Annotated in this window: 23 protein-coding genes; 9 read left to right on the top strand and 14 right to left on the bottom strand. The window is 35.4% G+C overall.

The genetic code is table 11. The annotated features are described in order from the left end of the window. Positions 1 to 123 precede the first annotated feature (123 nt). The gene (locus tag IGQ45_15050; GenBank protein ID MBF2058489.1) at positions 124 to 267 is read left to right on the top strand and encodes a hypothetical protein; all 144 of its coding nucleotides are present in this window, start codon (positions 124 to 126) and stop codon (positions 265 to 267) included. A gap of 1,042 nt (positions 268 to 1,309) precedes the next feature. After that, on the top strand, positions 1,310 to 3,304 hold the full coding sequence (locus IGQ45_15045; protein MBF2058488.1) for an Rne/Rng family ribonuclease: 1,995 nt from the start codon (positions 1,310 to 1,312) through the stop codon (positions 3,302 to 3,304). Positions 3,305 to 3,428: 124 nt separating this feature from the next. Here the strand turns inward: IGQ45_15045 and trpB are convergent, their stop codons facing one another. The 3 genes from trpB to IGQ45_15030 form a co-directional block, all read right to left on the bottom strand. Further along, a complete protein-coding gene (gene trpB / locus IGQ45_15040; GenBank protein ID MBF2058487.1) occupies positions 3,429 to 4,670 on the bottom strand; it encodes a tryptophan synthase subunit beta in 1,242 nt (413 codons plus the stop codon). A 171-nt stretch (positions 4,671 to 4,841) separates the two neighbouring features. Next, the gene (locus IGQ45_15035) at positions 4,842 to 5,294 is read right to left on the bottom strand and encodes a nitrate reductase associated protein (protein MBF2058486.1); all 453 of its coding nucleotides are present in this window, start codon (positions 5,292 to 5,294) and stop codon (positions 4,842 to 4,844) included. 339 nt (positions 5,295 to 5,633) lie between these two features. Beyond that, positions 5,634 to 5,897, bottom strand: a complete 264-nt coding sequence (locus IGQ45_15030) for a nucleotidyltransferase family protein (GenBank protein ID MBF2058485.1) — start codon at positions 5,895 to 5,897, stop codon at positions 5,634 to 5,636. A 237-nt stretch (positions 5,898 to 6,134) separates the two neighbouring features. Between IGQ45_15030 and IGQ45_15025 the strand changes: the two genes are divergently transcribed. Beyond that, on the top strand, positions 6,135 to 8,237 hold the full coding sequence (locus IGQ45_15025) for a nitrate reductase (GenBank protein MBF2058484.1): 2,103 nt from the start codon (positions 6,135 to 6,137) through the stop codon (positions 8,235 to 8,237). A 307-nt stretch (positions 8,238 to 8,544) separates the two neighbouring features. On the opposite strand, the gene IGQ45_15020 is transcribed toward IGQ45_15025, so the two are convergent. Next, positions 8,545 to 10,800, bottom strand: coding sequence for a glycosyltransferase (locus IGQ45_15020; protein MBF2058483.1), 2,256 nt, complete (start codon positions 10,798 to 10,800; stop codon positions 8,545 to 8,547). A gap of 373 nt (positions 10,801 to 11,173) precedes the next feature. Further along, positions 11,174 to 12,307: an extracellular solute-binding protein gene (locus IGQ45_15015; GenBank protein MBF2058482.1), complete on the bottom strand. Its 1,134-nt coding sequence runs from the start codon at positions 12,305 to 12,307 to the stop codon at positions 11,174 to 11,176. 237 nt (positions 12,308 to 12,544) lie between these two features. Here IGQ45_15015 and IGQ45_15010 point away from each other — a divergent pair, with 237 nt between their 5' ends. Both IGQ45_15010 and IGQ45_15005 read left to right on the top strand, forming a co-directional pair. After that, positions 12,545 to 12,805, top strand: coding sequence for a 2TM domain-containing protein (locus tag IGQ45_15010; protein ID MBF2058481.1), 261 nt, complete (start codon positions 12,545 to 12,547; stop codon positions 12,803 to 12,805). Positions 12,806 to 12,922: 117 nt separating this feature from the next. Further along, positions 12,923 to 13,885: an ABC transporter ATP-binding protein gene (locus tag IGQ45_15005; GenBank protein ID MBF2058480.1), complete on the top strand. Its 963-nt coding sequence runs from the start codon at positions 12,923 to 12,925 to the stop codon at positions 13,883 to 13,885. 154 nt (positions 13,886 to 14,039) lie between these two features. On the opposite strand, the gene IGQ45_15000 is transcribed toward IGQ45_15005, so the two are convergent. The 7 genes from IGQ45_15000 to IGQ45_14970 all read right to left on the bottom strand — a co-directional run bounded on the left by IGQ45_15000 (position 14,040) and on the right by IGQ45_14970 (position 18,108). Beyond that, a complete protein-coding gene (locus IGQ45_15000) occupies positions 14,040 to 14,519 on the bottom strand; it encodes an SRPBCC family protein (GenBank protein MBF2058479.1) in 480 nt (159 codons plus the stop codon). Positions 14,520 to 14,768: 249 nt separating this feature from the next. After that, positions 14,769 to 15,257: an RNA-binding protein gene (locus IGQ45_14995; GenBank protein ID MBF2058478.1), complete on the bottom strand. Its 489-nt coding sequence runs from the start codon at positions 15,255 to 15,257 to the stop codon at positions 14,769 to 14,771. 19 nt (positions 15,258 to 15,276) lie between these two features. After that, a complete protein-coding gene (gene yidC, locus IGQ45_14990) occupies positions 15,277 to 16,425 on the bottom strand; it encodes a membrane protein insertase YidC (protein MBF2058477.1) in 1,149 nt (382 codons plus the stop codon). 252 nt (positions 16,426 to 16,677) lie between these two features. Then, positions 16,678 to 17,070, bottom strand: a complete 393-nt coding sequence (locus IGQ45_14985; GenBank protein MBF2058476.1) for a PH domain-containing protein — start codon at positions 17,068 to 17,070, stop codon at positions 16,678 to 16,680. Further along, positions 17,060 to 17,422 carry a ribonuclease P protein component gene (locus IGQ45_14980; protein ID MBF2058475.1) on the bottom strand — a complete coding sequence of 121 codons (363 nt, stop codon included), beginning with the start codon at positions 17,420 to 17,422 and terminating at the stop codon, positions 17,060 to 17,062. Before IGQ45_14980 ends, IGQ45_14985 begins: the two co-directional genes overlap by 11 nt. 39 nt (positions 17,423 to 17,461) lie before the next feature. Beyond that, positions 17,462 to 17,599: a 50S ribosomal protein L34 gene (gene rpmH, locus IGQ45_14975; GenBank protein MBF2058474.1), complete on the bottom strand. Its 138-nt coding sequence runs from the start codon at positions 17,597 to 17,599 to the stop codon at positions 17,462 to 17,464. Positions 17,600 to 17,763: 164 nt separating this feature from the next. Then, positions 17,764 to 18,108, bottom strand: a complete 345-nt coding sequence (locus tag IGQ45_14970) for a metal-sensitive transcriptional regulator (GenBank protein MBF2058473.1) — start codon at positions 18,106 to 18,108, stop codon at positions 17,764 to 17,766. Positions 18,109 to 18,521: 413 nt separating this feature from the next. Here IGQ45_14970 and IGQ45_14965 point away from each other — a divergent pair, with 413 nt between their 5' ends. From IGQ45_14965 to IGQ45_14955, 3 genes are read left to right on the top strand one after another with little or no spacing between them, the layout of a single operon-like run. Further along, a complete protein-coding gene (locus IGQ45_14965; protein MBF2058472.1) occupies positions 18,522 to 20,195 on the top strand; it encodes a diguanylate cyclase in 1,674 nt (557 codons plus the stop codon). 44 nt (positions 20,196 to 20,239) lie between these two features. Further along, positions 20,240 to 20,422, top strand: a complete 183-nt coding sequence (locus IGQ45_14960; GenBank protein MBF2058471.1) for a hypothetical protein — start codon at positions 20,240 to 20,242, stop codon at positions 20,420 to 20,422. Positions 20,423 to 20,430: 8 nt separating this feature from the next. Continuing rightward, positions 20,431 to 20,739, top strand: coding sequence for a hypothetical protein (locus IGQ45_14955; GenBank protein MBF2058470.1), 309 nt, complete (start codon positions 20,431 to 20,433; stop codon positions 20,737 to 20,739). A 30-nt stretch (positions 20,740 to 20,769) separates the two neighbouring features. Here the strand turns inward: IGQ45_14955 and IGQ45_14950 are convergent, their stop codons facing one another. Together IGQ45_14950 and IGQ45_14945 are read right to left on the bottom strand one after the other, a co-directional pair. Further along, the gene (locus IGQ45_14950; protein MBF2058469.1) at positions 20,770 to 21,210 is read right to left on the bottom strand and encodes a response regulator; all 441 of its coding nucleotides are present in this window, start codon (positions 21,208 to 21,210) and stop codon (positions 20,770 to 20,772) included. A gap of 92 nt (positions 21,211 to 21,302) precedes the next feature. Then, positions 21,303 to 23,045, bottom strand: coding sequence for a GHKL domain-containing protein (locus tag IGQ45_14945; GenBank protein MBF2058468.1), 1,743 nt, complete (start codon positions 23,043 to 23,045; stop codon positions 21,303 to 21,305). Between the two features lie 313 nt (positions 23,046 to 23,358). On the opposite strand from IGQ45_14945, the gene IGQ45_14940 reads away from it, so the two are divergent. Then, positions 23,359 to 23,649 (top strand): RNA-binding protein, encoded by a 291-nt coding sequence (locus IGQ45_14940; GenBank protein MBF2058467.1) that lies wholly within the window; start codon positions 23,359 to 23,361, stop codon positions 23,647 to 23,649. Positions 23,650 to 23,657: the final 8 nt, after the last annotated feature.

Raw genomic sequence — 23,657 nt, 5'->3', positions numbered from 1 at the left:
CGATTTTTTTGTTGGTTCGTTTACATCCCCCGTTGATTTCAGTGGGTATTTTTTTGTTGAGAAATTCAACGGGGGTCTTTCACTCACATTTCAAGATAAAAAAGAAAATATGATCATAAAGTTATGGTACAATGTGTTGCAACACTTAGTCAAAAGGGCAAAGGGCAAGGGGCAAAGGCAAATTTTAAAATAGCTTGGACTACTATTGAATTTGCTTACGTCTTAAAAGACGAGGTTTTAAACCCTTTATTCTTCGATAAAAATTAGATTCAGCATGGCTAATTAACCCGTTGTCAACTACATTAGTTCACAACAACTTGATTGAGTGGTATTATTAGTTAATAACCTCAGTCAGGGTATAAAAGCCCATGATTGTTAATATATATCGATCAAATTTAAGTGTGATTTGGTCAAAAATCTTTTTGTTGCCTGAATCAATAATTGGTTAGGGTGACTACTAAATAAAACATAACATCAGTGCCGATGATCAATAACATTGTTATAAATTGTACTTTTTTCATTCAGACTTAGTTTTAATGATGTCAATCAATTAATAAAATATTCAGTTCCTACTCTAATTGACATTATTAAGGTGGGGTGTTAAAAAATATTTGAGCAAAGATTGCTTTCTAACTAAATAGTCTTAATCAACAATTATTTTTTAATTAGCATTATCCCCCATTCGCTCAGGAATATGTGAAGTGATTACACTTCAAACATTAATCAAGAGATAGCAGTAACTACCAATAATCTAATAATTTCTATGACAAGGTATCAGTTTAAATTTAGATATACAGTCATTATCAGCATTATTTTAGGAATAAAGATTAAGACTAAATATTTCTAAAAAATGTTGTTTAAATATGAATAAAAAGGTATATAGCAATCATCATTTTTATAGCGTACAAAATAATCCTTCTCTATCCTCACCGAAAAAAAGTGAAGCATCTAGTATTCTCGCCTTTTTGAAGTAGGATAAGAGGGAAAATAAGAAACAATAAATGTACCTTATAATCATGAAACACGCTATAATAACTGAGTAAAAGATGTTAATTACTCAACGTTAATTCTTTTTAAAGATTAGGTTGTAGCGGTGTATTTTATATTTTCTCTTAATTTCAAAACAAGTAAATCAACATAATTAAATTGGTATAAAAAGAATGATCTAAAAAGGAACTAGATTACCTTACTTTCCTTGTTAGTTTACCAAAATAAAAACCACAATTAATGTTGCAAATTTACTTGATAGTTTAACTGTGTGTAAGAAACAAAGAATGATCAGAATTTTAAATTTTTCGAGGAGTATTGAATGTCAAAACAAATAATCATTGCAGAAAAAAATCAGATTGCTGCGGTATTTGCCGAAAATCAAGTTCAAGAATTAGTCGTAGCTACAGGAAGTCAACAAGTGGGAGACATCTATTTAGGCAAAATTGAAAATGTCGTATCAGGAATAGATGCAGCCTTTGTTAATATTGGTGGTGCTGATAAGAATGGTTTTATCCACGTTTCAGATTTAGGACCATTACGTTTGCGCAAGACATCTGGGGCGATTACTGAGTTATTAAGCCCTCAGCAACCAGTGTTAGTACAAGTGATGAAAGAGCCTACTAGCAATAAAGGACCTCGTTTGACGGGGAATATTAGTTTGCCGGGGCGCTATTTGGTGTTAATGCCTTACGGCAGAGGTGTTAGTCTTTCTCGTCGTATTAAAAATGAGGCGGAAAGAAATCGGTTGAGGGCGCTGTGTATTCTTTCTAAGCCTCCGGGTATGGGGCTTTTGGTGCGCACGGAAGCAGAAGGAAAAGCGGAGGAAAATATCCTTGAAGACTTAGATTTTCTGCAAAAACAATGGGATAAAATTCAACAGGAAGCGAATACGGTTAAAGCGCCCTCCCTCCTCAACCGAGATGATGATTTTATTCAGAGAGTATTGCGGGATATGTATAGCGATGAAGTAGATCGCATCGTGGTGGATAGCGACAACAGCGTTAAGCGAGTGAAAAAACAACTTAATGATTGGAATGCTAGTCGTCACCCTCAAGGGGTAATCATTGAATGTCATCAGGGTTATACTCCTATTTTGGATCATTTCCGCATCAGTAGCGCCATCAAAGAAGCTCTCAAACCTAGAGTTGACTTACCATCAGGAGGTTATATCGTCATTGAGCCTACCGAAGCATTAACCGTTGTTGATGTAAACTCTGGTTCTTTCACCCATTCTGCCACCTCAAGGGAAACCGTATCTTGGACAAATACCGAGGCAGCCACAGAAATCGCCCGACAGTTAAAACTTCGTAATATTGGTGGTGTTATCATTGTGGACTTTATCGACATGGATAGTCGCCAAGATAAACTGAAATTAATTGAACATTTTAACCGAGTGCTGAAAAATGACAAAGCAGCGCCTCAAATTGCTCAGTTGTCCGAGTTGGGATTGGTGGAATTAACTCGTAAACGACAGGGGCAGAATATTTATGAACTATTCGGACAGACTTGCTCCCATTGCGGTGGTTTAGGTATTGTGGCAAATTTACCCGGACAATCAGCGCCCCTCAACCTGAACACCTACGGGCAACCGGTGATTATTAATAAGGGTGTAGAAAGACCAGTTATTGATGAAAAACCATTGGTTATTATTGAAGAAACTAATAACGAAGACGAGGTATTAGAGCCACAAAACGGGCGCCGTCGTCGTCGTTTGGATGAACCAAAAGAAGACTTGGTTTTAACCAACGGTAAAGGAAATAAGGGTAATCAAACGGAGTCAAAACCAGAAAGGAAAGAGCGTAGTTATCTACCCCAGCGCACTTCCCGTCGAGATGAAGCTATCCTTGAAAAAGTAATCGTGGAGATGACAGAAGCAGAGCAGGATATTTATGCCATGATGGGGGTGTCTCCCTTGGTTCATTTGGGGCGCGAATTTAAAGACCCTAAATCAGTTTTGGTTTATGTACAAAATCCCACCGATAAGGGTAATCAAACGGACGAGACTGAAGAAGAAGAAGATACGGTTATTTTTTCTTCTGATGAAAATATCGATATTCCCCTTGATAGTAAAGATGAATTACCATCTTTATCTTTGGAAGATAGCGAAAGTTTAGCAGAAATTGAGGAAGAATATACGGAAATTGAGGATGATGAGCCAAAAGTTATCACCCCAGAAGTAGAGGCGGTAACTATTGTTAGCGAACCTCAAACCATTGCGCAAATGGTCATAGAAGAAGCTCTCAAGGGTGATCGACCGGTGGTGCGCGCTAGACGCCGTCGTGGTTCTAAAATGGCTAAAAATTCTGAGGAATAAGTTTTTTATCTCTCGCAAAGGCGCGAAGGCGCAAAGGTTTTCAAGGGTTGAACAAAATTCAACCCTTATTTATGACAAAAGCCTTATCCGATAATTACTCATTGTCAATTGTCCATTAATTATCCTATAGGTCAATGCCTTCAATATGTTTGGCAACGGTTTGCACGTCTTTATCACCACGCCCAGAACAATTAATCACGATTGACACACGCCCTTCTAACTGAGGACAAAGTGTTTCAAGGTAAGCAAAGGCGTGGGCAGTTTCTAGTGCGGGGATAATGCCTTCTAATTTACAAACCAACTGGAAAGCATCTAAAGCCTCTTGATCTGTGATGCTGTAATACTCCGCCCTACCTTCATCTTTCAAGTAACTATGTTCTGGTCCTACACCCGGATAATCTAACCCGGCACTGATGGAGTGCGCCTCTGTTACCTGCCCTTGATTATCTTGCAATAGGTAACTCATAGCGCCGTGTAATACCCCCGGTTGTCCGGCGGTAAGGGTGGCGGCGTGTTTCCCCGAATTAACCCCACTACCGGCCGCCTCAACGCCGATTAAGCGCACTCCACCATCACCCACAAACTCGTAAAATAAGCCCATGGCATTAGAGCCACCGCCCACACAAGCGAGGAGAATATCAGGTAAACCGCCCCACTTTTCCAAACATTGAGCGCGAGTTTCCTTGCCGATTACTCCGTGAAAATCTCTCACCATCATGGGATAAGGATGAGGACCTGCTACAGAACCGAGAATATAGTGGGTATGTTCTACATTTGTCACCCAATCTCGAATGGCTTCGGAAGTGGCATCTTTTAACGTACCATTTCCAGCGGAAACTGGTTGTACTCTAGCGCCCAACAAACGCATCCGAAACACGTTGAGCTTTTGACGCTCCATATCTTCCACACCCATATAAATGACGCAATCTAGCCCAAAACGAGCGCACACCGTCGCCGTAGCTACTCCATGTTGTCCAGCGCCCGTCTCGGCAATAATACGTTGTTTGCCCATTCTTTTCGCCAGTAATACTTGCCCTAAGGCGTTGTTGATTTTGTGGGCGCCGGTGTGGTTTAAGTCTTCCCTTTTCAGGTAAATTTGAGGGGATGCCTTCTCAGTTTGATAGTGTTGGGTTAGTCTTTCGGCAAAATAAAGGGGATTTGCCCTGCCGACATAATCCTTGAGAAGATAATTTAATTCTTTGGTAAAATCAGGATCGTTTTTATATTGATAAAAAGCGGTTTCTAATTCACTGAGCGCTGGCATGAGGGTTTCGGGAACATATTTTCCGCCATATTTGCCAAAGCGTCCAAAGTTATCGGGTACTATAACTGATTTTGTGGTGGTTTTGATGGGTGTTACGGTCACTTTAATTATTTTTTTTACTATTTCATCTAACTTTTATTATACTTAGGGTGTGGTTCAATTGATAATTGATAATTGATGATGGGTTGAACATTGTTCAACCCCTACGGACTTTTTTTCTTCCCACCCTTCGTAAGGGAGGGTTGGAGAGGGGTTAGGGGTGAGGGCAAAATACTAAAGTAAATTAAATTCTTTTAGCGCTGGTAAAAAATTGCGATTTTCATGGCTAGGATGACTTAATTTTATTAAAGCAAATCTTTGTAATGGTGTTAATTTTTGCCACTTTTCTATAGAGATTTTAACATCAAATTCTTGAGCTTTTTCTTGCACTGATTCAGGAATTGTCTGCTTATTATGCCATGCAGGTTCTTTTTCAACTGGAAGGGAGGGCGCTGGTTCCCCTGTTTTTGCTATGACTAAATCTTGTACAAATCTTCGATAATTATTAATATCTGTTTCTATTTCACAAGGCATTTTTACAACTGTTTCTCTTTCTAATTGTGAAAATTGATGCCAGTGAAATAATTTTAGTTTTACTCCGCAGGTGTCTAATTTCATTCTGACTATCATGGGAATACACCGCAATGATTCTACAAAATCTGATTCAAATTCAAAAAAATAATTCATAAGCTCAGTAATTAGGAGTTAATAAAAAAGTGATGTAGTGAGGGTAATTGACAATTGATAATGGATAATTAAAAATTAGAAGAATTTATTTTCTCACTGTAATATCTGTTGTTTTGTTTTTTTAATGCTATCTTTGTCCTAACAGTGTTGTTTTTTCCTATTTTTTGTCTCTTATCCTATGCTTAAACCCTAAATAATCCTCAAGAGAATGAGACATATTCCACCTCCGCCAGAATCTTATGCCCAAAAATAGGACTTACAGCAATTTTCATTTCTTTAAACCACACTTAGCATTCTTCTTTGCGACTTGGCGACTTTGCGAGACATAAAAAATGTGGTTTATTCATTAGAAAAGCGCTGTAAAGATTCTGGAGTCAATACATCTACCTTACGCTCAAATAATTCTTCGAGGAAAAAGCATAAATTCATAAAATTCATAAAAGTTTTTAATGAGGGATCAAACTCTACTAGCAAATCAATATCACTTTTTTGTGTTGCTTCCCCTCGCACAAATGAACCAAACAAACCACATCGTCTTACTCCATAATCTTGCAAAGTCTTTTGATGTTTTCGTAACTGGTGAAAAATATCGTTTTTACTCATAAAGACAAAAAAGATTTTATGTATCAGGTTGCCCTCGCCGTTGAACTGTTTTATCAACACCTAATTATCTACTTTTCATTATCCATTGTCAATTATCGATTAAATTCATGCTTAATGTGCATTCACTAATTGCATGAGTTGCTAGAAATAGGAATAAATAGTAGTTAAAGTTACAAAATATTACATTAAAGACCTTTAGACTATCTTCTTTAAGGATTTGAGTATCAGTTGTAGAAAATGTCCACAAAAACCCTCTGTCCATATTGCGGTGTCGGTTGCGGTTTGGAAATCGTTACGAAAGGTCAACAATCTAAAATAATTGGCGATCGCAATCACCCTTCTAGTCAGGGAATGTTATGTGTGAAGGGCGCTACTATTCTGGAATCGTTGGATAAAGATCGTTTACAATATCCTCTTTATCGTAAGTCATTGGATGATGATTTTGAGCGGATTAGTTGGGATGTTGCTTATGATTTAATAGTCGAAAAAATTATCACTGCTAGGGATAGTTTGGGAGTAGAAAGCATTTGTATGTATGGCTCAGGGCAAATGCAAACGGAAGATTATTACGTTGCTCAAAAATTACTTAAAGGCTGTTTGGGTACTAATAATTTTGATAGTAATTCTCGTTTATGTATGTCATCGGCAGTATCGGCTTATAGCCAAAGTTTTGGGGTGGATGGGCCACCTTGCAATTATGAGGATTTAGATTATACTGATTGTGCTTTTATTATTGGTAGTAATACGGCGGAGTGTCATCCTATCGTGTTTAATCGTTTGTACAAACAAATTAAGGGTAATCCCAAGGCTAAGATGATTGTAGTCGATCCTCGTTGCACGAAAACGGCGGAGGGCGCTGATTTACATTTAGCTATTAATCCGGGTAGTGATATATATTTACTTCATGGTATGGCGCATTTGATCGGGCGCTGGGGGGGCATTAAACAGGATTTTATCGATAATCATACGGATGGTTTTGCAGAATATCAAGAGGTTATTAAGGGTTATACCCCTGATGTGGTGGCTTCTCTGTGTGGGATTAGTAGGGAAGATTTAGAAAAATCTGCTCGTTTTTGGTTAGAGTCAGAGAATGTATTATCTTTGTGGTCAATGGGTATTAATCAATCTTCGGAAGGCACGGCAAAAGCTCGAAATATTATTAATTTACACCTAATGACGGCACAGATAGGGAGGGAGGGCGCTGGACCTTTTTCTTTAACGGGGCAACCTAATGCCATGGGAGGGCGCGAAACGGGGGGGTTAGCTCATATTTTGCCGGGTTATCGCAGTGTTAAAAATCCTCAACATCGTCAAGAATTGGAAGAATTATGGCAGTTACCGCCTCAAAGTATTTCTCCGCAGGTAGGTAAGGATGCTTGGCAAATCATTACGGATTTAGAACAAGGTAAAGTTGGTTTGTTATGGATTGTGGCAACTAATCCAGCCGTTAGTATGCCTAATTTACGGCGCGCCCAACCAGCATTGAAACTATCTCCTTTTACCGTTTATCAAGATGCTTATTATCCTACGGAAACCAGCGCCCTTGCCCATTTATTATTACCGGCTTGTCAGTGGAGTGAAAAAACTGGTACGATGACTAACTCTGAGCGAGTTGTCACCCTCTCTCCGCAAAGTCGGAGGGCGCTGGGAGAAGCCAAAGCAGATTGGGAAATTTTTGCTGAGGTAGGTAGAAGATTAGGTTATGAAAAATATTTCAATTTTGCCAACTCAGGGGAGGTATATGGGGAATATGTACAAACTACTAAAAATCGCCCCTGTGATATGTCTGGTTTAAGTCATGAAATCTTAACAGAATATGGTGCGATGCAGTGGCCCTTTCCAGAAAATAGCGATCCAGTTAAGGATAAATACGGCAAAAGACTTTATACTGATTTTAAATTTTATACTGGGACGGCGCGCGCTTTATTCTTAGCCTATCACCCAAAAGGTTTAGCCGAATTGCCCGATGAGGAATTTCCTTTAATTTTAACTATCGGAAGATTATATGGACACTGGCACACCATGACGCGCACGGGGAGAATTGAGAAAATACAAAAGATGTACCCTGAACCATTATTAGAAATTAACCCCAAAAATGCCCTAGAATTAGGTTTAGAAAAAGAGCAAATGGTTAAAGTAATTTCTCGCCGCGGAGAAGGAATATTTAAAATCCAAATTACTGATCGCATTACAGTTGGTACAATATTCGTACCAATGCACTGGGGGAATTTATGGGCGGAAAATACTGAGGCAAATGCCCTAACTCACTCGATTTCCTGCCCTGATTCTAAGCAACCAGAATTAAAAGCCTGTGCCGTTAAAATAATTAGGCTTTCCTAAATAGGGTTTGCTGAAAAAGTATTTTGGTGAGGGGAGGTGTCAGGCTTCGGGTGTCAGGTTTCAGGTGAAATGCTTATAAATTTAAGACTTTAGCCAAATAGTTATTTTTCATAAATTGCTCATTTGTATCAATTATTTTTGATTCGGATGGAAAAAATAGAGTATTTTTAGAGAAAAAAGTCAATTTATGACACTTTTTGTTATGAGCGGACTTGACATAACTCAGAAGTTTTGATTCATCATTGTCAATTATCCATTATCAATTGTCAATTTGCCCTCATGACTTTACTTTTTCCTCAAGCCCTATTTATTTTTCACTGAAAGTATTAATCTTTACTTGAGAATTACCTAGATTAGTTGATACACTATTCGGTAGATTTTTTCTTAATTTTGATTGAAAATATAACCACTTAATTGGAGTAGTAAATAGAGACTTAAACAAAAAATAAACAGTCTTTATTTCCGATGGAGTCGTCATGGTTGACCAAATATTATTTTGACCATAAATTTTATTAATTAACTGGCGAAATTGTGCTAAATTGGATAGCTCAAAATTAATTTTCAACAGACTATAGGTATGATGGTATTTGACGGAAGAAACAGCGCCCTTCACACAAAAATTATCCATCATAACTTCTAAATTATCTTCTGCTCTAAAGTTTGCTCTAAAATTAAGTTTAATTTCAACACCCTGATCAGAAATTTGAGTAATTATCGTGTCATAAATATAACCATTATAAATAATTTTCGCTGATTCACAAACTTTGAACCATTGATAGTTTTCAGGCTTCGGCACATCCAATAGCGCCCACAAACTGAGAGCGATAATCCCTATATTATAAACATTCCAAAATAAAATTAAACCAATACCTCCCGCCGTATTAAATTCTCCTAAAACACCAGCTTTAATAAAGCCAATAATACTAATAAGATTGACAATATTAACAGCAAAAACAAAAAATAAAGGAGTCGCTAAAGACCAATTAAAATAATAACTATCTGATTTTGTACCTTTAGGAGTAACTTTAAAAATAGACGAAAAAGGAGTGATTAAAGTTTGCACAATTTCCCAAGCTACTGGAAAAGTTGTAATGATATTATATATTTCTGAAATCATTGCCGAGCGACTCTTAAAATTAAGCCAAGCAAAAGTTCCTACTTGTAAAAAATAGTAAGGTAAAACAAAATAAATAATCTCAGAAACACTTGCTTTGATGGGAATAATTCCAGCCGTATAAGCAAGAGGTAAAAAGAAAATTAAAATCCTTAACGGGCTAGTAAACCATTGCATGATACCCTCAAAATGAGTTAATCTCTGCCCAAAACTTAACCCTTTGATAGTGAGGGGATTTTCAGGGATAAATAATGATTGCATTGTACCTCTCGCCCACCGTTGTCGCTGACGAATATGTCCAAAAATATTTTCTGCAGTTAACCCAGCGCTTAAACTCTCATTGAGATAAATCACTTCATAACCCTGCGCCGCCAATTTTACTCCCGTATGATAATCTTCACTGAGGGAATTTTGACAAAATCCCCCTACTTCCATCAAATATTGTCTTCTGACTACAAAAGAACTACCATAACACAGCGCACTCCCCCAACTATCACGGATGACTTGATAATGACGAGAGAAAATTTCCACATCGGGAGGAAAATCATTTTCTAAACCTAAATTACGCGCCACTGGATCAGGTGTATAGAAACTTTGATAAGTTTGTATAAGGGCAATTTTTGCTTTTTGAAAAAACCCAACGGTGCGACTGAGGAAAGGGCGCTGGGGCATAAAATCAGCATCAAAAACAGCAATTAATTCACCATTAGTTAATTCTAAAGCATGATTTAGATTACCAGCTTTTGCGTGTAAATTATCAGAGCGAGTAATATATTCACAGTCTAATTGACAAGCTAATTTAGCTATATCATGGCGATCTCCATCATCTAAAAGATAAATTATTTTGTTATCATAATCTATATTTTGACAAGCAATAATCGTTTTTTTTATAATTTCTGCTGGTTCATTATAAGTAGGGATTAAAATATCGACACTAGGCTGATATTGCCCTATTATAACAGTTTGTTGCATTTTATCAGCTTGATGATTACGAAATTTTAGTTTTAACATCAATATATTTTGTAACAAAGGACTAGCTACAAAAAATAATTCTATTGCCAATAAAGCTAAACTAAAAATACCTGTAACAGGATCAATTAAATTTAAACTAGATAAACAACGCCAAACAAGATAGCGCCCCATAAATAATAATAGAATGCTAATCATTAGCCATCTTGACCATAGCTTTTGTTGGGGTGATATTTTAGTCGTAATGGTAACGATGATGGCAACTATAACTGTAGGTAAAAATAAGAAATAAGATTGCTGAAATTGAGGGACTCTTAACCACTGAGAAGGAATTTCTTGGAATAAATAAAAATTACCAAAAAAATCGATTAAAGTTTGATTACCGCCCCACCATAAGCCACATAAAGTCACCAAACCCGTTATTATCAAAAAAATAACACTAGAGGCAGGATACACATAAAAACGAGTTTGCCTTTTCATAATTTGATTCAAAAATTAGTATCTTTTTGTATATTGACGACCATAGATAAAATTTGGGTCAGAATAAGATGAGAAAAACTTAATTTTGCACGACAACTTATAACTTGCCTCCCAATAAATTGCCTCCATAGGAAATTGGCGAGAAAATAATATCAAGTTCACATAATTAGTTATTAAAAATTGTATCTTCGCAATTTCCCCATCGTGTAATGAATTACACGGAACCAATAGTATCCCATTCAATAAATTGAGCTAAGATTATTTTTAATTTATCTGTAAGTGATCAAACAAACTCGACATAATAGCAAAATTCTGCTATACGAGGATAGCAAAACCTTATAATTATCAATTGTTCATTATCCATTGTCCATTGTTACGATATGATTTCTTGCCATAAACTCTCATACACTGTTAAACTTTCAGTATTTAAAGGTTCAATAAAATCACAATTGTCAAGTTTATTTAAAGATAAAGTTTCTGCTTTTGTGTTATTTTTTGTTTCTGCTTGAATGGGAGAATAACCATCAGTAAATAAGTTAATACTTTTAGCTGAATTTTTCTGCCAACAATAATTAATCCATTGATAAATATTAGTTAATCTGCCTTCATTTGTTGCCTCATTAATAGGATTTACCCAAATATCCGCCCATAAACTTGTGCCAGATTTAGGGATAATTGCTTTGAGGTTTTTTTGAGTATTTAATACGGGCAAAATATCAGTTGACCATCCCACAGCTAATGAGGTGTCACCATTAATTAATGGCTGTAAATAGTTGGTAGAATCATAAAATTTTACTTGTTGATTTAGTAATGCTAATTCTGTTTTTAATTCCTTAATTTGATTGATATTTTCTTCATTGTAAGAATAACCTAATTTTTTAAGAATTAAACCGATAATTTCCCTTGGTTGATTTAGTAAAGAAATTTTACCTTTTAATTCTTCTGCCCATAAATCTTGCCAGTCTTGAGGTCTAAAATTAAGTTGATCTTCTCGGTAAACTATCATGGTACAACCCCAACGATAAGGCGCACCCCACACCATGCTATTATCATCTAAATTACCCAGATTATTTCTAGTGACTAATTGCTGAAAAATAGGGGGAATATTTGCCCAATTTTCTAATTTTTTAGTTTCTAAAGGATTGATTAATTTTTCTATAATAGCAGATTTTAACCAATAATTCCCTAGGGTTACTAAATCAGAAATTTTATCGGGCGCTGAATCTCTGTTAATAAAAGGTATTTTAAACCTAGATTTGTCTTTTCTTTCTGAGGTTTTACCTTGCCATTTAAGGAGGAAATCATAAATTTTTTGTAAATTTATTTGTGGTTGTAAATTAATAATTTTTTGTGTACCAAATTCTTTTTTAAAAGCAGAAATTAATTGAATAGGAATAGAATTTTGTAATAAAAATATTTCTAAATCTGCTTGGTTTTCACAACCCGTAATTAAACTGCTGAGGAGGAGGGCGCTGGATGTCATTAAAAAAGAACGACGATTAATCATAATATAGAGTATCTGAATAAAATATTACTCCCCTCTCCCGTGGGAGAGGGGTTGGGGGTGAGGGTAAAGGGTTTTAATGCCGACTTTGTAAAAACCCTGCTTTTAAAAGGGGGATTTAGTGAGACCATTCTGTATTTCATCACCATAATGATTATATCTTGATATTGAAATTGCCAAAATCATCCTCATTCAGGGTAAACTAAATCTAGTCAAGTTAGTTGAGTTAGAGTTAATATTATGCCTCCTCGTTGGCCCAGAGAACCAGATCGCCAGAACGATCTACAATACCGTAAATTAGATGATCGCATGAATTTTGCCGTTCATGTCGCTTTCTTTCTAGCCTGTAATTCGGGAGTGTGGTTTTTTCACAATTTACAGCGCGCGTCGTGGGAGTGGATAACTTGGTTTAGTGGTATTTGGGGCGCCCTTCTCCTCTTACATTTATTGTATATCGGAGTAATTGCTGATTATAGCTATAAACAAGAGAATAAAGAATAAATACACAAATAATCTCAATGTTTGAATGAGGGGTTGAAACCCCTTATTTGGCAAGTTTGATGTTAAAATTGGTACAAAAGTTATGTAGTTTCTTTCAGCGTATAAATTATTCTAATAATGACTGAAGTTAAGCAGATAAACAATAAGAAAGCCGTTGTTGAGACTTATGATTTAACTAAAACTTATGTGACAGGATTTTGGTTAAATAAAAAAATCCCTTCGCTAAAAAACTGCACATTACAAGTATTTGAAGGGGAAACTTTTGGTTTATTAGGTCCAAACGGTGCAGGAAAAACTACTTTATTAAAAACTCTTTTAGGTATTATCAAACCCACTTCTGGAAAAGCCTTTTTATTAGGAAAATCATTAGGAGATAATTCTGTAAAAAAAAGGTTAGGTTATCTTCCCGAAAATGCTTACTATTATGAATTTTTAACAGGATGGGAATTTCTAAACTTTATTGGTGATTTATTTCAGATTCCTAGTCAAGAGAAAAAGCGTAGAATTATCGAGTTATTAGACTTAGTCGGATTGGCTAAAAATACCGCACAAAAAAAACAATTAAGGCAGTATTCTAAAGGCATGATGCAAAGAGTAGGTATGGCACAAGCGTTGATTAATAACCCTGAAATTGTCTTTTTTGATGAACCAATGTCAGGTTTAGACCCCATGGGACGGTATCAAGTTAGACAAATTATTTTATCTCTAAAAGAGCAGGGAAAAACTATCTTTTTTAATTCTCACATTTTAGCTGATGTCGAAAAAATTTGCGATAGAATTGCAATTTTAGGACGGGGAGAATTACTTAATATTGGTTCTCTTGATGACATTTTAGGCACTACTAAAAATTATCAGGTAGTCGTTAAAAATATTTCTGCATTACGGCTTCAGGATTGGTTAGATAATATCAGACAAGAAAATGATTTATGTATCGGTGAATTAAAGTCTAATCCTGAAGATTTTATGGCTTTTTTAAGGGTGGAGGGCGCTGGATTAATCAGCATGAATTTAGCAAGAGAATCCTTAGAAGATTATTTTATTCAACAATTAAAAGAAAAAGGCATTGTTTCCAGTCAATAAATATTTTTTTCCAAAAATTATTGATCAAAATAAACACTCTATACAGTTAAAATACAAGATTATATGGAGGTGGTAAACCTTTATAATTGTCAATTATCCATTGTCAATTTGCCCTCACGACACCACTTTTCCATTAACACTCAGATAATATCTATTATGGTAAAGACTTCGCCGCCGCATTCGCCAACTCCGAAGCAACTTCCATCGAATAAGGCTTGATTAACCACCAAATTAATGGAGATAGCCACCCCTTGAGAGTGATAGAATAAACAATATAACTACCACGCAAGGTGGACTCCATGTGATAAGTAATTCTTTGCTCAATACCCGGAATTGCCAATAAACGAATACTCAGAAATTCACGAGGGCGTACATTTTCCACAAAAACCCGAATTGGAATTGGTGTTAAACGAGTAACTACCCGAAAAATTAAACCAGGTTTAGGGATTAAACCCTTTGGTAACTTCGTTTTTTCAAATAAAGGATGCCAAGACATATCAGCCAGATTAATTAGACGATGCCAAACCACATCCACTGGCACATTAGTCATGACTCGATAAGTTTTATATAAAGAACATTGACATAAGAGTTTTTCTCCGTCAGCTAGTAATTTGAAAGAAAAATTAAAGATCATGATGATTGATTATCCCACTATATTGGAGTGAGGAAACTTATCTAATAAACTAATCAAATGGTCAAAAGTAGGCTTTTGACACAATTTTTTTAACTAACTTGTTATTATAACCAGCGCCCTTCACCATCAATGATAACTTTTTTAATAAAATCAGCGCCTTTTACCCTCAATAATAATTGTTTTAATCAAACCAATAAAAAAAGAGGAAATTTATTTCCTCTAATTATATTAATTATTTTAAAAGTAAAACTAACGTAACTTAACAATCAAACGACGTTCAGGCTCATTACCTTGACTTTCTGTAGTTAAATCATCAGAAGATTCCAACATACTATGAATTTGTCGCCTTTCCACCGAAGATAAATAACGAATTTCCTCCGGCATTCCCGTTTGTCGAACTCTCGCCGCCGCTGCTTGTGCAATAGCAATCAACTCCGCCTGACGACCAAGACGATAACCATTCAACTCCACCGTAAAAAAGCAGGGCAAATTTTCCCCTAAATTAACATTTAAAAGAGAATTAGCTAAGTATTGAATCGCATCAATAGTATCCCCCTTTTTACCGATTAAAGCACTGATTTGATCCGCATTAAAATTACGCTCATCCATAGTCAACCAACAAGAAATTGTTTGTTGACCATTGTCCTCAATTCTGCCCACCTGTACATCAGTAGGAACATTCATCAATTTCAGGAGAGTTTGTAACCAGTGCTGACCCCGTTGGATTTGTTCATCCATAATTTTACTTATCTTTTATTTAACCTGAAGTTTTCTCTTTCTTTTTAGAACTTTTTTTCTCAAAAGGAATTGCTTCCCTACCCTTAGCCTCTTTCATTTGATCATCAAGAATTTTTTGAATATTCTCTGGTAAAGGTTCGCGCATTAAAATTAAAGTCTGGATAGTTTGAAAAACGTTAGCCAAAACAATATACATTAACACCCCAGCCGGAAGAGGGAAAAACAAAAACATCCCCGAAAAAATTACTGGCGTGATTTTATTAATACTCTTTTGCTGATCATTTCCTGTACTAGGTTGAGAAGACCCAGAAAGCTCTTGGTTAAGGTAAATACTCACCCCAAAAAAGATAATCATGCCCAAAATGTCCCAGTGAATCTCACCATTTTCACCAGTGGCGCCAATACGCCCTAGAGCCTCAATAAATAAGAAACCCTTATCGGCGGCAATACCGGGTAATGTTACTTGAATAGTGGCATCCCCAGTGGCTAAAGCTATTATTTCTCCATTTTCTGTTACTTCTACCCTTTCTTGTCCTTTAATAACTTGCCAACGGGGTTGTAAATTAGTATTTTCGTATTCAGAACTTAGAGCAGACAAAGACTTACCTTCAGGAGTTTGTAACTCAATTTGTTCAGTATCTCCCACTATTAACTTATTACCAGTGGGTAAAAGAGCAGTAATTTTTTGGTGTACTCCATCACTGATAAAAACATTTTGAGCCTTAACACTAAATGGTTGAGGTTGGATACGTTCAATTTGTTCTTGAGGGAAAATCTGTACATCCACCGTATAATTAACATCGGCAAACGGCGATCCTCTGAGAGTGGCAAATAAAGCAAATAAAATGGGCATTTGTAATAACAGAGGTAAACAACCGGCTAAAGGGTTGCCAAACTCCTGCATAATTTTGCCCATTTCCTCTTGTTGTTTTTGAGGATTATCTTTATATTTACGTTGTACTTCCTCTTGTCTTTTTTTCATCAGAGGTTGAGTAATACGCATTTTTCTCATATTGCGAATTTGACCAGCACTGAGAGGGTAAACCGCAAGACGTACCACTAAAGTCAGCGCGATAATGCCAAACCCATAACTAGGCACAATCCCATAGAAAAAATCTAGGATTGGCAACATAATATTAGTTGATATAAAACCTATACCAAAATCCATTTTAATTTTATTTCCTTACTATACGGGTTTTATTGTACATCTTACACTGAAAAGTTTTTCAAACAAGAAGGGAAATTACCACTTTCTTACCATCGTTTCCATTTCCTTAAACCGCACCTTTCTCTCTTGCCAAAAATATCTTTGCGTCTTTGTGCCTTGGCGAGATAAAAAAAGCTAAGTTTATTTACCTAAAAAGGATAAAACCAGATCATAGGGTTGAACAATGTTCAACCCCTACGCTGTAAAATCTTGTTATTTGGCAATAGCTTCCACTGTTTTACCGGTTTTATCAGCAGCGCGCTCCGCAATATAATCATAAACCTTGCGAAAATTAGGCATAGCTCGTAATTCTAAACGACTTCTATCTTTGAGAGTAACGACAATATCACCCCAAAAACCGAGACCTCTGGGAACTTTGACAATTTTAACCACTTCAGAATAAATAATATCGGTGCGTTCTCGCCCTTGCCACCCTCCAGTCACAGAAATACGGCGGTCTGTAATACGGTAACGAAGCCAAATCGCCCGAACTACAGCGCCCACCGTCAATGGCAAACAAATTACGGTAAAAGCTAATAATACATTGAAAATGAGATCGCCAATGTGGGGACCACCTTCATAAAATACATCTTCTTTAATTCCCATAGATCATTCCTGTTTTAATAAATAGCTCTCTTAATTCTCTCAAAAAATGCTCATAATTGCATTCGACGGCATCAGATTTAACCATGATTACCACTAACCAAGGAGAGGAAATCTCAGGGAATAAACTCCATAAAGCTGACCTAATCTGTCTTTTGATGCGATTACGCACCACCGCTTTTTTACTTACTTTTCGACTAATGGAAATGCCAAATCTACTAACGGGGGAGCTTACCGAAGTAATCAGGGGAAATGCTCGAATGATGAGATGACGACTTGAGCGGCGAATACCCTGTTTATGGACAGTATCAAAATCCGACCGCTTTTTAAGCCGATGTTGTGACGGTAATCCCACTGGAGTTGATGATAAATGGATAGATAGTCAGTCAAAAAACTATACAGATAATCTTTGTCTGCCTTTACGACGACGAGCTTGAATTACTTTACGTCCATTTTCAGTTCTCATTCTGGCACGAAAACCAGAGGTTCTTCTTTGTTTCCGTCTAGTACCATTTAAAGTATGCTTACTCAATTTTCTTTCCTCCTAACTTATTTTATTAAAAAAAAACAGCGTTTTATATTATAACTCAGGTTGAATGAATTATGAATGATGAATTATGAGTTATGAATTATAATCCTTCTGTCTCCCCTTGTCTTCTTTTCTCCCTTTCTCCCTCTGCTTCCCCTTCTCTGCGTCTAAGAGGGTAAAAATCGGTCTAGGGCTGTCTTGAGGGCTTCGATTTCTATGTCAATACTACCATCTTGCGCAGCGCGGGTGATACATTCACTTAAATGTTCATCTAATATCATTCTAGCAACTCGGTCTAAAGCGCCCCTAATGGCAGCAATTTGAATTAAAACTTCTGGGCAATCCCTATTTTCATTAATCATGGTTTTAATACCTCTAACATGACCTTCAATACGAGAAAGACGGTTAATGATTTTTCGTATCGATTCCTCACTGTGACTGTGGGAGTGCGCTGTAATTACATCCGATGAGTTATGGTGATGATGGTGAGTGCCATTGCCGTTAGTTCCCATGGTAGTCAATTTATTTTTAAAACGATGATTTTACCACCATTATAAAACAGGCTATAGTTTTTAGGTTTTTAGTCTATGGTGGAGGGCGCTGGATTTTTCATTTTTTCAATAATCCCTAAACCCATTTAATTTGCCATTTTTATTATTAACAAGGGGTTTACAGCGCTTTTCTAATGAATAAACCACATTTTTTATGTCTCGCCAAGTCGCCAAGTCGCAAAGAAGAATGCTAAGTGTGGTTTAAAGAAATGAAAATTGCTGTAAACCCCTTGCTTAATGACTCAAACGTTTAACAGTTACGTCTTGCCTACCCTCACCAAACGAATTAAACGAAAACTAGCTTTTTATGGTGTGATTCTAAAAAGTTATGTTATCTTTAAACCGTAAGCTAGAGATACTTGGTAGGTAATTAAATGAGTAATGAAAATCCCCTGAAACATATATTTGCCATTGAATTAACCACCGGGAAAAAGACTTTTTTTCTTGAAAAAAATGCCTACTCCATTGGTAGAAGTTCCACCAGTGCCATTGCCCTTCACCATCGAGTTATCTCCCGTAGTCACGCAACTTTATTGAAAGTTACCTACGAAGGGGAAAATACCAATAACCCTGACGTTAAATTTTGGATTATTGACGGCGATTTAAAAGGTAATCGTAGCACTAACGGGATTTTTGTTAATGGTCAAAAATGTTTAATGCACCAACTGCAACCGGGTGATTTAGTTGTGTTGGGGGGAATACAAGTAAGAGCAAAATATGATATTGTCGATGTCAATTCTAAAACTTTTTATAGTTTACTAAAAAATAAAGAAGTAGCAAATATTAATGAAACTCAAGCCGAAGATACTTCTTCAACCTTACCAACTTTTGAGAATAAGACTTATATTGAACCTCTAACGGAATATTTTTTACAAAAAATAAATCAGTTAAATGATGTCTATGATTATCCTTCTGTAACTATTAATAATCAGGGAGAAATAATTAATATTAGCCCCACCATGAGAGATAATTTTACTGATTTGGAAGAATTAAAATTAGAACATCCTTTACTAAAAAATATTGATCTTCAACTCCAAGAAAATCAACCTAAATTTTTAATCAGAGAAATTAGTTTAAATCATAAAAATTATACTGAATATATTTCCTACACTGACCACGGGGAAAATATTAATATTTATCTCCTAGCGCCCGACAATCAAGACTCCTTAGAGACAGAAATAAAATATAGCGAAATTGAATATAAAAGTATCATTGAGCAGATTTCAGAAGGAGTAGTATTTATCGAATTAGAATCTCAAGAAATACTCAACACCAACACACCATTTTATGAAATGCTTGGTTACAGCAGTAAAGAAGAACTAATAGGCAGGGATTTTAATGAATTTTTAGGTGTGGATCGAGATATTTTGAATGAAAATATCAAAGAAATTATCTCATCTTCTTTAACTTTTACGAGAGAATCAATTAATCGTAAAAGAAATGGTCAATTAATTGATGTGGAAATGAGAGGAAGAATTGCCTATTATTTAGGCAAGAAAGCTATTTGTTTTTGTATAAAAAATATTAGTGAACAAAAAAATATCGAAGAATTATTACGTTATCAAAGTTGTCATGATAATGTCACTAATTTAGCTAACCGCAAGTTATTTAGAGAACAATTATCCGCTATGGTTGCTAATGCTAATAGTCGTAAGGAAGATAAATCCATTATCGCAGTTTGTTTATTAAAAATTAACGAATTAAGAGAAATTGGTTATGGACAAAGTTACGAAATTGCTGATCTTCTATTGCAAAAAATAGCCAGAAAAGTAAAAAAAACATTGTCGGCAAGGGATATTATCGGGCGCTGGCGTGATGATGAGTTTGCGATCTTATTAAATCAGGATGACAAAGAAACAGTAGAAATTATTTTGGCAAAGGTTATAGCTTTGAGTGCTAAACCCACCACCATTAAAGAGCAATCTATTCGTTATAGTTTTAGTATGGCAACGGCTTATTATCCTCAACAAGGAGACAATGATGAAGATTTGTTGAAGAGCGCTGATCGTAATTTAATGCAAAATTATCTTAATCACAGTTTAAATTAATAGTGAATTAATTTTAAAATATTAGCTCAAGACAGTGAATTTTTATGTTAAGTAGCCTAAAAATCCCGAAACAACTTCGTCAAACTATCGAGAAAGAGTTAGACACAGGAGAAATCATCAAATGGGTTGAACAACCCATTGCGAGGTTTTTTTCAGCGCCCTCCATCGGTGCAGTATTATTCGCTATTCCTTGGACTAGCTTTGCCATATTTTGGATGTGGTGGTAGGTTTTTTTATGCTCTCAAGCCCTTATTGGCAATGGCAAACCATGCGTAATACAGTTTATTTGATCACCAATAAACGGGCGATTATTATTCAAGGAAGCTCATCTACTACCATTAGGAGTTTTTCCCCAGAGCAAATCAAAGACTTATATCGCCGAGAAAAACCTGATGGCAGTGGTGATGTGATTATGGGTGTCAGACACTGGAAAGACAGCGATGGTGATGCGCAACGTGAGGAAATAGGCTTTGTTGGAGTGCGCCATGCCCAGCAAGTAGAAAATATGTTAAAACAACTGGCTAAAAGCGCCCCCCAAGATTAGCAGTAGGCAAAACAAGGAAAAAAAAACCCATTACTCACTAGGATAATGGGCAACATTAAACCAAAAATCCTCAATGATTTTAATTTGTTGTTGAAAATCCTTTAAACTCATGGGCTTAGTAATATAACAATTCGCATAATTTTCGTAGCACCGGAGAATATCTTTTTCACTGTCAGATGTACTTAAAATAATAATAGGAATCACTCTTAAAATAAGATCATTTTTGATTTCTACCAATACCTCATGACCACTTTTACGAGGTAAATTAAGATCAAGAATGATTAAATCTGGTCTCGTTTTAGTTTGATACTTATTTTCCTTACGCAGAAAAGCAATAGCTTCTACCCCATCATCAGCAACCTCCACTTGACTGGGAGTATTAAGCATAGACAGCATTTTTTTCATCAAAATTACATCGGTGCGAGAATCTTCTACCAGTAAAATATTAATTGCTCGATTTAAGAATTTCATAACTTTTTTAAATACTAATATCCAGATTACGGCGATATTTGTGAAAAATGATCATTAATTCCTTCCATTGTGAGTTAGGAGAGGATTATATTTCATGACTCATTTAAGAATGCTGTATTCACTTTAGGCATAGTAAAAAAAAATGTTGACCCTTTTCCTAACTCGGATTGTACCCAAATTTCTCCTCTATGACGAGTGACAATTTTACGACATAAACTTAACCCAATACCAGTACCATCATAATCATGTCGAGAATTCAGACGCTGAAAAATAACAAAAATCTTTTCTTGATACTCAGGAGCAATACCAATGCCATTATCACTAATGGAAAATAGCCAATGGTCTTCCCTTGATTCTACCGTTATTTTGATCGATAAAGGCGATTTATCACTGAATTTCAGAGCATTATTTAACAAATTTTGCCATAACTGTAATAATTGAATTTGATCTCCTTTCACTATCGGTAAGCTATCGCAACTAATAACAGCGCCCTTCTCCCTAACTTTGACACTCAATAAATCCAACACATTTTGTAATAGCTCGTCAAGATTAACCAAAGTAAATGAAGGAGGTTTTTCTTGTATTTTAGACAAATTTAAAAGACTTTGAATTAATAGCTTCATTTGACTAGAAGCAGAAAAAATAAACTGTAAATATTCTTGCCCTTCTCTGTCTAAAATATCTTGATATTCTGCCACTAATAAATCAGAAAAACTAGCCATCGTGCGCAAAGGTTCTTGTAAATCATGGGAAGCTACATAAGCAAACTGTTCCAATTCTTCATTAGACCTTTTAAGCTCTTTATTACTTGTTTCTAAGGCTTTATTAAGAGAATAATTGTCTAAAGCATTAACAATAATATTACTAATTAGATTTAAGCTATTTTCTTCTATGTTGTCCCAATTTTTTATCCCTTCTTGATGCCATAAAATTAACACTGCTTTAAGTTCGCCACGGGAATGAATCGGACTAGCTAAGAAAGACTTAATTTTATTTTGAACAATAAAAGAATCTTTGATAAAGTTTTCTTCTATATCATTTTGTTTAATTAACTCTAAATTTCTTATTCTCATTAATAAAGAAGGAATATCTTGTTCTAAATTATTAATTTGTATAGTTTCTGGATAAAGATATTGGGGGGGAAAATCACAATTTTTATTTAAAAATAAGAGACTACCACCGTTTAACTGAAAAGTTTGACAAATGTCCCGAATAACATATTTAAAATTACTACTAAAATTAGGATAATCAATATTAAGAAAAGAATTAGCAACTTTACTTATTAGTTGTTCTAGTTTTAGTTTTTCTTGCAAAAAAATATTGATTTCAGCAATTTCTGCTGTTCTTTTTGTGATGATATTTTCTAAGTTTTGATTTAAAAATAATAATTGCTCTTGGACAATATTTTTTTCCTTAATTTCTTGTTCTAAAGTAGTATTAATTTTGCTTAACTTTTCAGGACTTGGTAAAGCTAAAGCAACAGGAATAACAGGAAATAACTCAAAAGCAGTCAATAGAGAAACTAAAGCAGTAATTGCCTTAATTAATCCTGAAAACCAATAAATAGGATACCATAAAGTAATAACACCCATCGTATGGGTAAAACCACAGCAAATTATAAATAGACTAAATAAAATAAAAATTTTGGGAAAAGGAGTATCTTCCTTCTTTTCTTTAACAAAATAAATTAGCATTAAAGGAATAGAAAAATAAGCTAAAGCAATGAAAGAATCCGTCAGCAAATGTAGCCAAACTAATGACGGTTGCCATAAATAACAATGTCCATGAGGTATATAACGGTCATGAGATAATAATTGCAGAAAAAAGCTAAACATAACTAATAATTACTAATAAAAAAGATTGCTTTTATGATAATAAATTGAACAGATTTTAGATTATTTTTTTAGAATTAATTGATCAAGAAATTAAACTTTTACTGAATAAACTTTACCTTTTGCCCCGTTAAGCGAATGTAAGGAATTATTAATTAATTATTAACCTGTAGCTACTTTTTCGAGTTAGTGTTATAATTAACCAGAGACCAAGATTAAGTGATAAGGTTTTTGTTCAGTATTTGTGATATTGATAAACTTCCTAAACAGCATCTTTACTCTCTACAAGTTAATTATTTATGGAGTTTGTCAATTCATGTCGATATATGTAGGAAATCTTTCCTATAGTGTAAGTCAAGATGACCTCAGCGAAGTCTTTGCCGAATATGGTACAGTTAAACGAGTTCATATCCCTACTGATAGGGAAACTGGCAGAATGCGTGGTTTTGCCTTTGTAGAAATGGAAACCGAAGCCCAAGAAGATGGTGCGATCGAAGCCCTTGACGGAGCTGAGTGGATGGGAAGAGATTTAAAAGTTAATAAAGCTAGACCTCGTGAAGAAAACCAATCTTTTAATAAAGGTGGACGCAGAGGTAATCGCTTCTAATCAGTCTA

The sequence above is a fragment of the Cyanobacterium sp. T60_A2020_053 genome, from assembly GCA_015272165.1.
Lineage (GTDB): Bacteria > Cyanobacteriota > Cyanobacteriia > Cyanobacteriales > Cyanobacteriaceae > Cyanobacterium.
The sequence above is the reverse complement of the archived record's forward strand: the minus strand, read 5'-3'. Positions and strand labels throughout refer to the sequence as shown.